General features: G+C 61.8%; 11 protein-coding genes and 1 pseudogene. 7 read left to right on the plus strand and 5 right to left on the minus strand.

The features are described 5' to 3' along the window. Window positions 1–99: 99 nt before the first annotated feature. Together KVQ74_RS26820 and KVQ74_RS26825 are read right to left on the minus strand one after the other, a co-directional pair. Window positions 100–1,044 (minus strand): alpha/beta hydrolase, encoded by a 945-nt coding sequence (locus KVQ74_RS26820; protein WP_217834394.1) that lies wholly within the window; start codon window positions 1,042–1,044, stop codon window positions 100–102. A gap of 112 nt (window positions 1,045–1,156) precedes the next feature. After that, a complete protein-coding gene (locus KVQ74_RS26825) occupies window positions 1,157–2,155 on the minus strand; it encodes an NAD(P)H-quinone oxidoreductase (RefSeq protein ID WP_217834395.1) in 999 nt (332 codons plus the stop codon). Window positions 2,156–2,327: 172 nt separating this feature from the next. On the opposite strand from KVQ74_RS26825, the gene KVQ74_RS26830 reads away from it, so the two are divergent. Then, the gene (locus tag KVQ74_RS26830; RefSeq protein WP_217834396.1) at window positions 2,328–3,203 is read left to right on the plus strand and encodes a LysR family transcriptional regulator; all 876 of its coding nucleotides are present in this window, start codon (window positions 2,328–2,330) and stop codon (window positions 3,201–3,203) included. Between the two features lie 231 nt (window positions 3,204–3,434). Then, a complete protein-coding gene (locus tag KVQ74_RS26835) occupies window positions 3,435–4,262 on the plus strand; it encodes a hypothetical protein (RefSeq protein ID WP_217834397.1) in 828 nt (275 codons plus the stop codon). 49 nt (window positions 4,263–4,311) lie between these two features. Here KVQ74_RS26835 and KVQ74_RS26840 read toward each other — a convergent pair whose 3' ends face one another. Next, a complete protein-coding gene (locus KVQ74_RS26840; RefSeq protein ID WP_217834398.1) occupies window positions 4,312–5,034 on the minus strand; it encodes a pirin family protein in 723 nt (240 codons plus the stop codon). A 195-nt stretch (window positions 5,035–5,229) separates the two neighbouring features. On the opposite strand from KVQ74_RS26840, the gene KVQ74_RS26845 reads away from it, so the two are divergent. Continuing rightward, window positions 5,230–6,180, plus strand: coding sequence for a GlxA family transcriptional regulator (locus KVQ74_RS26845; RefSeq protein WP_217834399.1), 951 nt, complete (start codon window positions 5,230–5,232; stop codon window positions 6,178–6,180). Between the two features lie 90 nt (window positions 6,181–6,270). Then, the gene (locus KVQ74_RS26850; protein ID WP_217834400.1) at window positions 6,271–7,728 is read left to right on the plus strand and encodes an ATP-binding protein; all 1,458 of its coding nucleotides are present in this window, start codon (window positions 6,271–6,273) and stop codon (window positions 7,726–7,728) included. Here the strand turns inward: KVQ74_RS26850 and KVQ74_RS26855 are convergent. After that, complete coding sequence (locus KVQ74_RS26855; RefSeq protein ID WP_217834401.1) at window positions 7,705–10,545, minus strand: ATP-binding protein; 2,841 nt, start codon at window positions 10,543–10,545, stop codon at window positions 7,705–7,707. The genes KVQ74_RS26850 and KVQ74_RS26855 overlap by 24 nt on opposite strands. 337 nt (window positions 10,546–10,882) lie before the next feature. Here KVQ74_RS26855 and KVQ74_RS26860 point away from each other — a divergent pair, with 337 nt between their 5' ends. Further along, entirely contained in the window at window positions 10,883–11,452 is a 570-nt protein-coding gene (locus KVQ74_RS26860) for a flavodoxin family protein (RefSeq protein WP_217834402.1), read from the plus strand. A 3-nt stretch (window positions 11,453–11,455) separates the two neighbouring features. Here KVQ74_RS26860 and KVQ74_RS26865 read toward each other — a convergent pair whose 3' ends face one another. Continuing rightward, window positions 11,456–11,893, minus strand: a complete 438-nt coding sequence (locus tag KVQ74_RS26865) for a helix-turn-helix domain-containing protein (RefSeq protein WP_217834403.1) — start codon at window positions 11,891–11,893, stop codon at window positions 11,456–11,458. Window positions 11,894–12,089: 196 nt separating this feature from the next. Between KVQ74_RS26865 and KVQ74_RS26870 the strand changes: the two genes are divergently transcribed. Both KVQ74_RS26870 and KVQ74_RS26875 read left to right on the plus strand, forming a co-directional pair. Then, window positions 12,090–13,013, plus strand: coding sequence for a LysR family transcriptional regulator (locus KVQ74_RS26870; protein ID WP_217834404.1), 924 nt, complete (start codon window positions 12,090–12,092; stop codon window positions 13,011–13,013). 129 nt (window positions 13,014–13,142) lie between these two features. Next, window positions 13,143–14,306, plus strand: a pseudogene (locus tag KVQ74_RS26875) (hypothetical protein); the annotation flags it as partial.

Below are 14,306 nucleotides of genomic sequence, written 5' to 3' on the forward strand. Positions count from 1 at the left end.
TGGACTCCATCCAGCAAAGCGTTAGAGCGCTGAATTGCCAGCCGATACTGCAAATTTTTTCTGTGGAATGACCGACGGTGTGTCGTCAGGTGGATGGCCTCATGATTCCCGCGCGCTGTGAACCGCCGCAGAGCCGGCTACGTGCGTCGCAGGTTTGTTCTGCATCAACGCATCGATGGCCTTGCGGTAGTTTTGCCCACCCAGCGCCATGCTGTTGTTGTGGGTCGCACCGGGCACCAGCAACAGGCGTTTGGGTTGGCGGGCAGCGGCAAACAACTGCTCGCTGAAGCGTGGCGGGACGAAGGCGTCGGCCAGACCATGCACCACCAGCAGGGGCATATGGATGTCGGCGATCTTGTCGATGGAGTCGAATTTTTGCGACAGCAACCAGCGTACCGGCAGCGAGGTGTTCGCGACGGCGGCGGCGACATCCGCCAGAGAGGTAAAGGTGGATTCGATGACCAGGCCCCGCACCGGCAGCGGCGTATGGTTTCTGGCGGCGTTCTGGCCCAGTTCGGCGGCCAGGTCGATGGCAACCGCACCGCCCAGGGAGTGCCCGTAGATCAGGCGTTTGCTCGGGTCAGGTTGCAGCAACCGGAAACGCTCCCACGCCACCCGCGCATCTTCGTAGACGGTGCTTTCCGAAGGCAGATCGCCGTGGCTCTGGCCGAAGCCGCGATAATCGATAGCCAGTACCGAGTAACCCGCCGCGCGCAGTTGTTCGATACGAAACAGTTGCCCGGTGAGGTTCCAGCGCACGCCGTGCAGGTAAAGAATGGCCGGGGCGTTCGCACGCTCCGCCGGCCACCACCAGGCATGAATGTTCTGTCCGGCCTTGAAGCTCTTGGGCCGCAGCTCGAGTTCCTGAACGCTGTCGGGCAAGCCGTGATACCAGCCTGCCGTCCCCGGTTCGATGCGAAACAGCAGTTTGCGCTCCGTGTGTTCGAGTACCGCGCAACTCGCCGGCAGGCCGATGATCAGCGCGGCCATGCAGGCAAACGCCAGACGGCGGCGTCGAAGTCGGGTCATGAAGGCGAGGAACATTAAACGTTTCACCGGTGCGCGGACAAAGAACGCTTTTTACCAGAAGCGTTGGCCCACGCGGGACATTTTCGACCACCGTGAGCCCGCAACGATTACAAAATGCTGCAACGGCTCAACCGATCTCCAGCACGATCTTGCCGATGTGGTCGCCAGTCTCCATATGGGCATGGGCCAGGTTCGCATCGGTGAGCGGATAAACCTTGTCGATCATCGGCAGGCAACGCCCGCTCGCCAGCACCGGCCATACATGTTCGTGCAGTTGCGCGGCGATGGTGGCTTTCTCCGCAGTGGTGCGGGGGCGCAACAGCGAACCGGTAACCACCGCGCGCTTGGCGAGAATGGCCAGCAGGTTGATGTCGTTGGCCCGGGCACCGCCCAGAAAGCCCAGCATCACCAATCGACCGTCCATCGCCAGGGCACTGACGTTCCCGTTCAGATAAGAGCCGCCCATGATGTCGAGGATCACATCGACACCTTGGCCGGCGGTTTTTTCAGCAATGACTGTGGCGAAATCTTCTTCACGGTAATTGATCGCCCGACCGCCCAGGTTCTCGATTGCCGCACATTTTTCGGCACTGCCGGCGGTGGCGAAGGCTTCGATGCCGAACTCGCGGCAGAGCATCAACGCGGTGGTGCCGATGCCGCTGGTGCCGCCATGGATCAATACGCGCTGGCCCGCACGGGCACCGCCGAGGCCGAACAGGTTGGCCCAGACCGTGAAGAAGGTTTCCGGTATCGCGGCGGCCTGCACCCAGTCCAGCCCCTCTGGGATCGGCAGGGCCTGACCGGCCGGAACGGTGCAGTATTCGGCGTAACCGCCACCGTTGGTCAGCGCACAGACCCGGTCACCCACCGCGAAGGTGCTGACACCCACGCCGACTGCCACCACTTCACCGGCCACTTCCAGCCCCGGTATCGGGTTCATGCCGGGCCTCATCGGATACTGGCCGGCGCGCTGCAAGGCATCCGGACGATTGATGCCGGCGGCGTGAACGCGAATCAGCACTTCGCCTTCAGCGGCGGTTGGCAGCGGCACTCGGCGCGGTTGCAGAACGTCCGGGCCACCGGGCTGGGTGATTTCGATACGGGTCATTTCATTGGGCAGCGTCATTTTGGTTTCCTGGCAGGCAAAAGGTCTGTAAATGGGAGCGCGGCCGGGAGGCAATGATTCCCGCCAACGATCCTTTCAATGTTTATGGCGCCCAGCATATCGGCTATCGTTGCTGCGTTTATGCAGCGATTTCGCTGCTTGATGATGCGAAATTGCAGCGGTGGAATAAACGATGAATTGGGATGATGCGCGGGTGTTTCTCGCTGTCTGTCGCGAGTCGACGTTGCGTGGCGCCGCGCGGGTGTTGGGTGTGGATCAGGCCACGGTGGGGCGGCGCATCAACGCGCTGGAAAGGTCCTTGAGCGCCACGCTGTTCCTGCGTACCTCTGAGGGCTATGCGCTGACGGCAGTGGGTGAAGCGGCATTCAAATCTGCGGAAAAAATGGAACATTCGGCGCTGGAACTGGAGCGACAGATCCAGGGTCTGGACGATCGTCTGACCGGAACTGTCCGCGTCAGTACCACCGATTCGCTGGCGATCGACTTCCTGATCCCGGCGATGGCGCGATTGCACGAGCGGCACCCGGATGTGCGCGTGCAATTGGACGCCACCACGCAGATGCTCAGTCTGGCCAAGCGCGAAGCCGACATCGCCGTGCGCAATGCACGCCCGGACAACCCCGACCTGATCGCCCGACGCATCGCCCGCTGGCCGGTGGGGCTGTTTGCATCGCAGGCGTATATCGATGCCCACGGCGTACCGACACCCGGTACGGCGTTCGAGGGGCATGATCTGGTTGTCTATCAGCCGTATCTGGAGCGCAGCCAGGAGATGACGCTGGTCAACGAACCCGTGAGTCGCGGGCGCATTGTCGCGAGTCTGGGTTCCAGTCTGCTGGGCCGCCGCTCGATCGCTGCTGGCCTTGGTGTAGGAGAATTCCCGGTTTACATGGGGAATCGTGACGGGCTGGTTCGACTCTGGCCGGAGCGAACACGGTCGTTGCCCTACGAGGTCTGGCTGGTGACCCACGCCGACTTGCGCCATACGGCGAGGGTCAAGGCGGTCATCACGCAGATTGTCGAAGCGTTTGCAGCCGAAAATGAGTAGTGCGGGCGCGCCGTTTGAGTGGTTTTAGCCAACTACATTACTTGGCGATTTTACCTACAACTGCACCGGAATCCGCTGGCTTGTGAGTCATGTGGACTCGGCCTTATCGTTTCTGAAACCTCTTGCGGGGCGGATGGCTCGCCTGGGAGGGGATCAATCAGGGACGTATTGATAAGCAGCAGAGGTGTGGAATTGCTTGCAAGGGAATTCAGCCAATTTCAAGAATGTGACATGGCCCGTGAATCTGACGGTATCGACTCCATGAACGACAAGACAAGTGATGTATTCAACGCCAGGATCGAAGCGATCGAGGTGAAAACGGACGCTCGAGTCGATGCCCTGCGCGCGAGCCTTGATGCGTTCGTTGCGGCTCAAGCAGAGCGGGGCAAAGCCCAACAGGAACACCAGCAGTATTGGCTGAAAGTGCAGGAACGGCTGATGTTACGGCAGAAACGTGCTCAGGAGCGTGCCCGGCTGGAATGGGAGAAAACTCAGGAGGCTGCCCGGCAGGAGTCCCAGAAGTCACAGGAGGCCGCCCGGCAGGAGTCCCAGAGATCACAAGAGGCTGCCCGGCAGGAATCCCAGAGATTACAGGAGGCTGCTCGCCAGGAATTCCAGAGATCGCAGGAAGCCGCTCGGCAGGAATGGCAGCATTCTCAGCAGAAGGCTCGGGAGGAATGGCAAAAAGCGCATGAAAAAGAACGACGGGAGCGCGAAAAAAACGAGGTTATTGCTCGACAGGAACGCGAGAAGGCGCGTAAGGCCTACGACATCGCTCAACGGGAGCGCGACAAGCGTCTCGAACTGATGTTCGAACGGGTCGTCAAGGCTGAAGAGCGTGCGGAAGACTATACGAGGCAAATTGTAAGTTTCAAACGCAGTCACTACGCGGGTGCTGTCGTGCAGTTGTTTGCTGCCGTGGCGATACTGGTGGGCGCCATGTATGCCAACCAGGCCAACGTCATGGTCGCGATGCAGACCACGTTGTCGGTGATCCAGGCAGTCAAGGATGCGAATACGTCGCCATTGGTGATGCCGGCGTCAGCCACGACAGAATGAAAAACGGCCTTCAATGAAGGCCGTTTTTTGTGGGTGATGAAGTCATGCCTCATGGCATTTCCGGCAACTCCTGAGGCCGCAGATCAAACACCAGTACTTCGGCATCGGTGCCGTTGCTCAGGGTGAGTGCCTGTTCTTCGCGAACCCGCACGCCGTCACCTTCCTGCAATTGCACGCCGTTGAGTTCAACACTGCCGCGAGCCACATGCACGTAGGCATAGCGGTTGGCAGCCAATTTCAGGGTTGCGCTTTCCGCTCCGTCGAACAGGCCGGCATACACACGGGCATCCTGGCGTACTTTCAGCGAGCCATCGGTGCCTTCCGGAGAAATGATGAGCTTGAGGCGACCCCGTTTGGTTTGCGAGCTGAAGTGCTCTTGCTGGTAGCGCGGTTTGGCGCCCCCGACATCCGGCACGATCCAGATTTGCAGGAAGTGCACAGGCTTGCTCGCCGAGTGGTTGAACTCGCTGTGGGCCACACCGCTGCCGGCGCTCATCAGTTGCACATCGCCGGGACGAATGACCGAGCCGGTGCCGAGTGTATCCTTGTGTTCCAGCGCACCTTCGAGCACGTAGGAGAAGATTTCCATGTCGCGGTGCGGGTGTTGGCCGAAGCCTTTGCCAGCGGCGACGCGGTCATCATTGATCACCAGCAGGTCGGAAAAACCCTGCTCGCGAGGGTTACGGTAGCTCGCGAAGGAAAAGGTGTGGAACGACTTCAACCAGCCATGATTGGCGAGGCCACGATCGGAGGCTTTGCGAAGGGTCAGCATGATGAAATCTCCTTTCAGGACGTGAATTCGTCCGAGTGAGGAGAAGGTTACTGTTAACCGATCTGTGCAATAAGTAGATGAAAATTGAAATACTGTCTCCTTGCAGTTGACAGTTTTGCGCGGTTTTACCTGAGCGTTTTACTCGCCATAATGCGGCGACTTATAACTGTTCATTGATTTCAGTGATGTCATTCCATGAAAACTGTAGCGATGGTGCTGTTTCCCGAGTTTCTCCTGCTGGACATGGCCGGGCCGCTGGAAGTGTTTTCGGTGGCGAACCGCTACTTGAAAGCACAAGACCACTATCAATTGGTCACCCTCGGCACCGAGCGCGGGCCGTTGCGCGCATCCAACGGTGTTCTGATGCATGCCGACCGGCATATCGATGAGGTCGACGACAGTTTTGATCTGTTGCTGGTGCCGGGTGGTCCGGGGGCCTATAACGAAAAACATCCGCCGCTGCTCGCCTGGTTACCGGGTGCGGTCAAGCGCAGTCAGCGCTACGGGTCGATCTGCACCGGGGCTTTCGTGCTCGGTCATGCCGGCCTGTTGAACGGCTTTCGCGCGACCACCCACTGGAACTACACCGAGCGTTTGATCAAGAGTTTTCCCCAGACCATCGTCGAGACCGATCAGATCTACGTTGAGGATCGCAATCTCATCACTTCGGGCGGTGTTACCGCCGGCATTGATATGGCGCTGGCGGTGGTCGCCCATGACCATGGCAAGAAACTCGCCCAGGATGTGGCCAAAGTGCTGCTGGTGGTGATGAAGCGTCAGGGCGGGCAGGCGCAGTTCAGCCCGTTGATGGCAGCGGTGGCGCCTCAGGAAACCCCGATCACCCGCGTGCAGAACCATGTTCTGGAGCATCTCGACGAAACGTTCAGCGTCGAGCGCATGGCCGGTCTGGCGAACATGAGCGCGCGGCATTTTGCCCGGGTGTTCGCCCGCGAGGTGAACATGACACCCATGGAGTTCCTGCAGAACGCGCGTATCGATTGCGCGCGAAACTTGTTGGAAACCAGTGACCTGCCATTGAAAACCGTGGCGTACAAGAGTGGTTTCGGCAGTGTGCGCCACATGCGTTTTCTGTTCGGCGAAAAGCTCGGACTGACACCGACGCAGTACCGCGAACAGTTCAGCTAGAGCGGTTCTGTCCGTCTGGCGCACCCGGATGTCCGTGTTGCGCCCTGCGTGAGACTTGTTCCGTCACCGAGGGCTGCGAAGATAGCGGTCATGAACAGCCTCAACGATTTGAGTTCGGCATCGGTCCTGCGTTTTGGCCCGTATGCATTTCACCTGCGCCAACGGCTGATCCTCGAAGGGGATCGGCAACTGCGCATGGGGGGGCGTGCGCTGGACATTCTGCAAGTGTTGGTCGAGCGTGCCGGCCGGGTGGTCAGCAAGGAGCGATTGATCGCTTTGGTGTGGCCGACTTCCGTGGTGGAAGAGATCAACCTGCGCGTACACATCGCCGCGCTGCGTCGAGCTTTGGGCGATGGCGAAAACGGTCAGCGCTACATCATCAATGTGCCACAGTGCGGCTACAGTTTTGTCGCCCCGGTGCAAGGCGACAGTGTCCCGCAGGTGGCCTTCGAAACTCTGCAGGCGCCTCAGCACAATCTGCCGGCACGTTTGACGCCGGTCACCGGCCGCGACTCGCTGATTGGCGGTCTGGTGCGGCAATTGCCGTTGTCGCGACTGATGACGATCATCGGACCGGCCGGGGTCGGCAAGACCACCGTAGCCCTGCGTGCGGCCGAGTTGCTGCTGCAACATTTTGCCGATGGCGTCTGGCTGGTGGACTTCTCGCAGATCGATAGCTCCACGCCGTTGCTCGAACATGTGCTGCGCACCCTCGATACCGATTTCACCACACTCACCGCGTGCCATGCCTTGCTGGTGCTGGACAATTGCGAGCATTTGCGCGAGGCCTGCCGGGGGCTGCTGGAAAAACTGCTGGGTGCGGCACCACGCCTGTCGGTCCTTGCCACCAGTCGCCAGGCGTTGCAGGTCGGGCTGGAAACCGTGCAGCAATTACCGCCCCTGGCCATTCCCAAATCCACTGCGCTGAACAGTGTCGAGGAAGTGATGAGTCACTCGGCGGTGCAGTTGTTCGTCAGTCGTGCCCGGGCGCGGCAACAGGGTTTCAGTTTGCGCGAGCAGGATCTGAAGGCTGTGCGCGATATCTGCCGGCGGCTGGATGGGCTACCACTGGCGATCGAACTGGCGGCTGCGCAAATCGATGCGCTGGCAATCGTCGGTGTGCAGGCGCAACTGGATAATTGCCTGCAACTGCTGAGTCATGGGCGGCGCACTGCAGTATCCCGTCATCAGTCGATGAAAGCCGCACTGGACTGGAGTTATGGACGCTTGAGCGACGCCGAGCGGCAAGTGCTGCAACGGCTGTCGGTATTCAGAATGGCGTTCACGCTGGATGCGGCGATTGGCGTGATCAGTTGTGCCCGGTTGCCTGCTTCGACGCTGGTGGCGCTGGTCGAGCAACTGGCGGACAAGTCACTGCTGAGCGTGGAGCGGGGCGGCGCGGTGCTGCGTTACCGGATGCTCAACACCACGCGCCGCTATGCCTGCGAACAGCTGGCGCACAGTGGCGAGCTGAATGACTTCGAGGGTCGGCACGCCCGCTACATTGACCGTACCCGCTGGGCTTCAGGCGTGCAGTTGGCGGTGTAACTCGTCAAGCAGCGCGCGGACCTTGCGCAAGTCCGGGGTCGCATAGCCCTCGGTGAAGCGCTGGTAGATCGGCGTCAGCAGTTGCAGCGCTTCGTGGTGGCGCGACTGGCGTTGCCATAATTGAGCCAGTGACGTGGCACTGCGCAGTTCCCAGGCCAGGGCGCCCTGGCGGCGGGCAATGGACAGCGCTTGCTGCAGCACGGTTTCGGCAAGCTCCGAGTTGCTGGCCGCTGCTCCTGCGCTTTCGCGGGCAAGCCCGCCAAGAGGTTCGTCCAGACACCTCGACTCCTCGGCCAACAACCCCTCGGCCCGCACCCGCAGAATCTCCGCTGTACTCCAGCCCGCCGCGCCACTGTTCGCCCGCGCAAGCAAGTCGTCATCAATGAACGCGCTGTCGAGGGTGACCATGATTTCCTTGATCAACCCGCTGTTACTCGGCGGCGCCAACGTCTCGGCACCGGCATTGATGACCTGCGCGTAGTGCCGGCCCCAGGTGTGGAACAGCAATACCGAATGTTTCTGCGCCTGTTCCAGCAGCAGTTGCAGCAAGGCGCGCGCGTTCTGTTGGTCGCCGTTGTAATGGGCGATCAGGCAACTGGCGAGGGCCAGGGTGTAGCAAATCGAGGTGCCGTGATCGATTTGCACGGCGATATCCAGTGCCTGCCGCGCGGTGCGCCAGGCCTGTTCGGGCAAGCCTTGCAGCCACAGCACCCGGGCGAGGACGGTCAGTGAGGCAACGCTCTGGTCGTATTGCACGCCGAAACCGTGGGTGAAACGGTTGAGGTGACCGCTGTGGGCCATGCGCTGAATCACCTGCTCGGCGTGAATCCGTGCCTGGAGCTGGTCGCCGGCGTAATGCAGGGCCAGCACCCGCAGGCGGTGGGTGCTCAGTAACAGTTGCGGATCGCCGTCCAGTCCCAGGCGATCGAACTGTTCACTTTGCTCCAGCGCCATCTGGTAGTGACCGCAACTGAGGTTGACCGCCATATGCCCGGACACCGCGCGTAACTGGCCGGCCATGTCATCGTGTTGTTGCGCCAGCAGACGCGCGCTGACAAACGCGGCAATGGTTTCCGGAGTACCACCCCAGGTGTGATAGCAGGCGCTGCCGAGGGCCAGTTTCAGGGCGATTTCCAGTCGCGGGCAGGGTTCGCTCGAGGACTCCAGTTCCGCCAGCGCCTGACGCACGTAACCGCCGTATTCCTTGAGCAAGGACAATTCCTGCCACAGCGGGGCAGACGTGGCGGCCAGCCGCACACCCAGATCCCGCGAGCCCTCGCTGTGCAAGGCCCAGTCCAGGGCGGCACGCAAATCTTCCAGGCCACGGCTGTAGCGCTCGATCCACACCCCGGTCGGGGTGTTTTCCCAATCGTTTTGCGCCTGATGCATCAATGTCAGGCAGCGTTCGGCGTGGCGCTCGCGGGTTGTGCCGAGTTCGGCGGCCCGCTCAAGCATTTCCAGCGCATAACGGCGAGTGGTGTCGAGCAAGCGATAAAACACTTCTTCATCGCCCACTTCGACGCTGAGCAGCGACTTGCCCACCAGTTGCGTGATCGAAGCAAACACCTCACCGGGTTCGACCTGTTGGCCGACGATCACCGCAGCGGCGGACTCCAGGGTGAAACCACCCCGAAATACGCCCAGCCGGCGCAGGCAGATCTGCTCGCAGGGGTTGAGCAGGTTGAAGCTCCAGTCCAGCGTGGCGCGCAGGGTTTCATGCCGGCCCAGACTGGTCTGATTACCCGCCGGCAAACGGCCTTGCAGTTGTGTGAGCAAACCGTCCAGCCCGAGGCTGGCGACCTGCGCCGCCGCCAGTTCCAGGGCCAGCGGAATGCCGTCCAGCCGTCGACAGATTTCGCTCGCCAGTGGCAGCTCGGCGTCGCTCAACTCAAAGTTTTCGTGGGCGGCCATCGCGCGTTCGACGAACAACTGCAACGCGGAAAACCCCATCGCCTGTTCGCGGTCGAGTACGGCAATCGGCGGTGGGCAGTCGAGGGACTCCAGACGCTGCACGAACTCGCCTTCGGCGCGCAGGCTCTCGCGACTGGTGGCCAGAATGTGTACCTGCGGCGCGCCACGCAAAATGCTCTCGCCGAGCAGGGCCACGGCATCGATCAGGTGTTCGCAGTTGTCGATCACCAGCAGCATCTGCCGGTCGCGCAGACTGTTGATCAGGCAGGCCAGCGGCTCGCTGTCATGCAGCGACAAATCCAGCAGGCCGGCCAGGTGCGAGCAGATCAGCCGTGCATCGTTGAGCGGCGCCAGGTCGAGCAGGCGAATGCCGTCGCGATAGCGTCCGATCAGTTGTTCGGCCACTCGCAGGGCGACAGTGGTCTTGCCGATTCCGCCGGGGCCGACCAGGGTGATGCAGCGCTGGCGGGGCAATTGCGTCATCAGACTGTCGACCAGCGGCTGGCGGCCGATCATCCGCGTGCGGCGCAGCGGCAGGTTGTGCCGACCGGGTTTGGCGGGAGGCGGGCTGTCGAGAGATTGCAGGGCGATCGGCGCGACGAAGCTGTAGCCACGCTGCGCCACGGTCACGATGTAACGCTGCCCGGCCTGACCATCGCCGAGGGCCTTGCGCAGCGCTGCCATGTGGACTCGCAGGTTGATGTCTTCCACCACGCTGTCCGGCCACACCCCGGCGATCAACTGCTGCTTGCTCACCACCTCTCCGGGGTGGGCCAGCAGGATCAGCAGGATGTCCATGGCACGCCGGCCCAGGCGCAACGGCTGGTCGCCTTCGAGCACCAGGCGTTGTCCGGGATGAATCCGATAGGGGCCGAAACCGATGGCCTGATTCGGGGAAAGACTCAACAGCTCACTCCTGCGATGCTTTTTTTATGATCCTGCTCCCGTTCGGCGACGATTCGGTGACGGGCAGGGCGGATCGGCGCTTGAAGTGGCGCAAACCGTCTGATCCGCGATATCCGAGCATATTCCTCAGGATCTGGCGTCAGTGCAATGCGCAGGCGCCGGGGCATTTTTGCCCCGGCATCGGCGTCGGGCGCCGCAACCACTGTATTTAAAGGTCGAAGCCTGTGTCGGGGCACCCGACGACCGGGAAAAATTAACAACGATTAACTCGTCCTGCAGCAGCACTACGTCCAAAACTTCGGGTAATGGAATGCATACGTCCCGGAGGACGCTGCAAATGAGCAAGGTAGTGGTGGTCTATCACAGTGGCTACGGGCATACCCGGGTCATGGCCGAGGCTGTGGCTCAAGGGGTGGAGCGCCACTTGGGCAGCGCCTGCCGGCTGATTGCGGTAGAGGATGTCGAAGCGCACTGGGACGAGTTGCACCGCGCCGACGCAATTATCTTCGGCGCGCCGACCTACATGGGCAGCGCGTCGGCGGCGTTCAAGCAATTCATGGAAGCGTCGGCGGCGTTCTACCTCGCCAGGCCCTGGCGCGACAAGATCGCCGCAGGGTTCACCAACTCCGGCAGCCTGTGCGGCGACAAGCTCAACACCCTGTTGCAGATGGCGGTGTTCGCCGCGCAGCATTCGATGATCTGGGTGGGCCTGGATCTGCTCCCGGCGCGTTCTGCCGCCGGTCTCTTCGACGGCCAGTTGAACCGTCTCGGCAGCTCTCTCGGGGCGATGTCGCAATCCTGTGTCGAGCAGCCGCCGGAGCACGCCCCGCCGCTGGAAGATCGCCGCACCGCCGCGCACCTGGGCGAGCGCGTGGCGCGCCTGGCGCAACGCATGAGTCAGCAATAAATCCTAGAGGAAGGCCCGTTGCAGCGTTGTCGAGGATCGCGACGTTTTGCTTTTCGGATTGCGCACCTCTCGACAGCGCCAGGCAAACGGATTGATCCCTTCACTGCGGGTGAAGATGTGACAGAAGTGCGCCTGATCGCAGAAGCCGCATTCCAGGCTGATTTGCGTCAGGCTCAGGTCGGTGTGCTGGATCATCAGCTTGGCCCGGGCGATGCGTTGGGTGCGAATCCAGTCCTGTGGCGACAGCCCGGTGCTGCATTTGAAAGCCCGCGAGAAGTGACTGCGCGACAGGCAGCAGGCACGGGCCAGTTCGGTGACTTCAAGGCTGTCGCCGAGGCGGTCGAGGATCAGTTGTTTCACCAGGCGTTCGCGCTGCGGGCTGAGACCGCCAGTGCTGCTCTTGAGCGGTTCGCTGGCGACGGTTGGTTGTAAGTGAGCCATGGCCAAAGTCCGTGTCGGGGGGAACGCACGGTCAGCGCTTTCCCTCGGGTCAATAAAACAACGCTGCGCAGAGCAATTCATTGTTGGGCGGTGACCGGAGGCTGACGAGTTAAACGTTGTTAATTGCGCCGTCGAGCAGGCGCGGGATCGAGTAAAGTGCGCAGCACTTGCGTCCGGCATAAAAGGAAAAATACCCATGAACCGTAACGATCTGCGTCGTGTCGACATGAACCTGCTGGTGATTTTCGAAGCGTTGATGTTCGAGAAGAACCTGACCCGCGTTGCCGAAAAGCTGTTCATGGGGCAACCGGCGGTCAGTGCGGCCCTGGGGCGCCTGCGCGATCTGTTCGATGATCCGCTGCTGCTGCGCAACGGGCGCGGCATGGAGCCGACGGCACGGGCACTGTCCATTCTCGAAGAACTGCAACCGGCCATGGACGTGATCTCTGGCGCGGTCAGCCGGGCCAAGGAATTCGACCCGGCCACCAGTTGTGACCTGTTCCGTATCGGCCTGTCGGACGATGCCGAATTCGGCCTGTTTCCGCCGTTGCTGCGTCAGTTGCAGGAAGAGGCGCCGGGGATTGTGGTCGTGGTGCGTCGTGCCAACTACCTGCTGATGCCGGCACTGCTGGCCTCCGGGGAAATCTCCGTGGGCGTGAGCTACACCACGGATCTGCCAGCCAACGCCAAACGCAAGAAGCTGCGCGACATTCCCTGCAAAGTCCTGCGCGGCGACGACCGTCCGGGGCCGCTGAGCCTTGACGAATACTGCGCCCGGCCCCATGCGATGGTGTCGTTCTCCGGCGATCTGAGCGGCAACATCGATCTGGACCTGGCCAAGGTCGGACGGACGCGCCGGGTGGTTCTCGGCGTGCCGCAATTCAGCGGTCTGCGCGCGTTGCTGGCGGGCACTGAAATGATCGCCACCGTGCCGGATTACGCGGCCTGCGCGCTGGTGGAGGGCGGCAAGCTGCGCGCCGAGGATCCGCCGTTCCCGATCGATGCTGCGCAGTTGTCGATGGCGTGGAGCGGGGTGCATGACAACGATCCCGCCGAGAAGTGGCTGCGCTCGCGGATCAATCAGTTCATGTCGGTGGCGCTGGACATCAAAAGCCCCTGATCCTCTCCGGAGGGAAAGGGGACCCCGACCACTTGTCGTAAAACCGCCGCCCCCTGTCAGATCTGACAGGTGCCAATTTCGCCCTTTTGACGCTCAATCACTCCGTCATCCTTGATCGGAGTTTCCGTCATGAACACCCCGGCGCCCACCGGCAACACCCCGCTGCTGCTCAAGGAACTCGACATCCCCGGTCGCAGCCCCCAACCGATATCGACCAACCCCATTGTCTGGGGCATCAACTGGGCCGCCGCGCTGGGTAACTTTCCGCTGCTGGGGTTACTGTGCCGCGCCGGCCCCTGGTCCACCATGAACGTCGGTGACCGCTTGGTGGTGAACTGGGGCCCCGGCCAACAGGTGGTGAACAAGACCATCGACAAGGATGAGGTCGATAAAACGCTGACGCTGTTCGTGCCGCCGGGGCGTCTTCTGGATGGCCCGTTCAAGGTGTCCTACGTGGTCACCCGCCTGGGTCAGGTGGCCGAGCCTTCGGAAGTGATGGACGTGCTGGTCAAGCTGACGATTCCCGGTGGTCAAGACACTGACCCGGGACCGGGCCACTCCAACTTCTTCATGTTTCTCCCCAAGGGCACGGTGGAAAACGGCATCGACAAGGACAACGTCGCCGACGGGGTCGATATCACCATCGGTCCGGACCCCGCCTCGGGGCGGCCTTATCTGAATGCGGCAGCGGGCGACGTGGTTCTGGTGAGCTGGGGCGGCGTGTTCGTGCCCGGCCCGCCGCTGACCCAGGATCAGGCGGACGGCAAGGCAACGATCATCATTCATGTCGATGAGGCGACCATTCGCGAAGCCGGCGACTCGGACGGGGTAGCCGTGGCGTTCGAAGTCCATGACAAGGTGTTCAACCGCTCCGAAGACTGGAGTCATGAGCAGCGGGTGCCCGTGGCGATCGACACGACCCGGCCGGCGGCGCCGCTGCTCAAACAAGCGATCAGCAACGTGCTGGACCTCGACAAGCTCGGCAATGCCGACGGCATCGCTCAGGTCATGATTCTGGACAACCGGATCGCCGTCGGCGACATCATCACGGTCAGGGTCAAGGGCGCGACGACGGAGGGGGTGCCGATCGATGAGAAGATGCCCGCCGAGCCGGTGGTCAGTGTGCCGAGCATTCTGGAGATCGATATTCCCAACGCCCTGCTGCGGCGCATGGCCAAGTCGCAACTGATCCTGTCCTACGCCGTGCAGAAGCGCGATGGCGCCCCCGACTTGCAGGCCAGGTCCCAGTTCATCAGTGTCATCGGCGAAGCCCGGCGGCTGCTGGCGCCGAAA

The sequence above is a fragment of the Pseudomonas botevensis genome (genome assembly GCF_019145475.1).
Classification (GTDB): domain Bacteria; phylum Pseudomonadota; class Gammaproteobacteria; order Pseudomonadales; family Pseudomonadaceae; genus Aquipseudomonas; species Aquipseudomonas botevensis.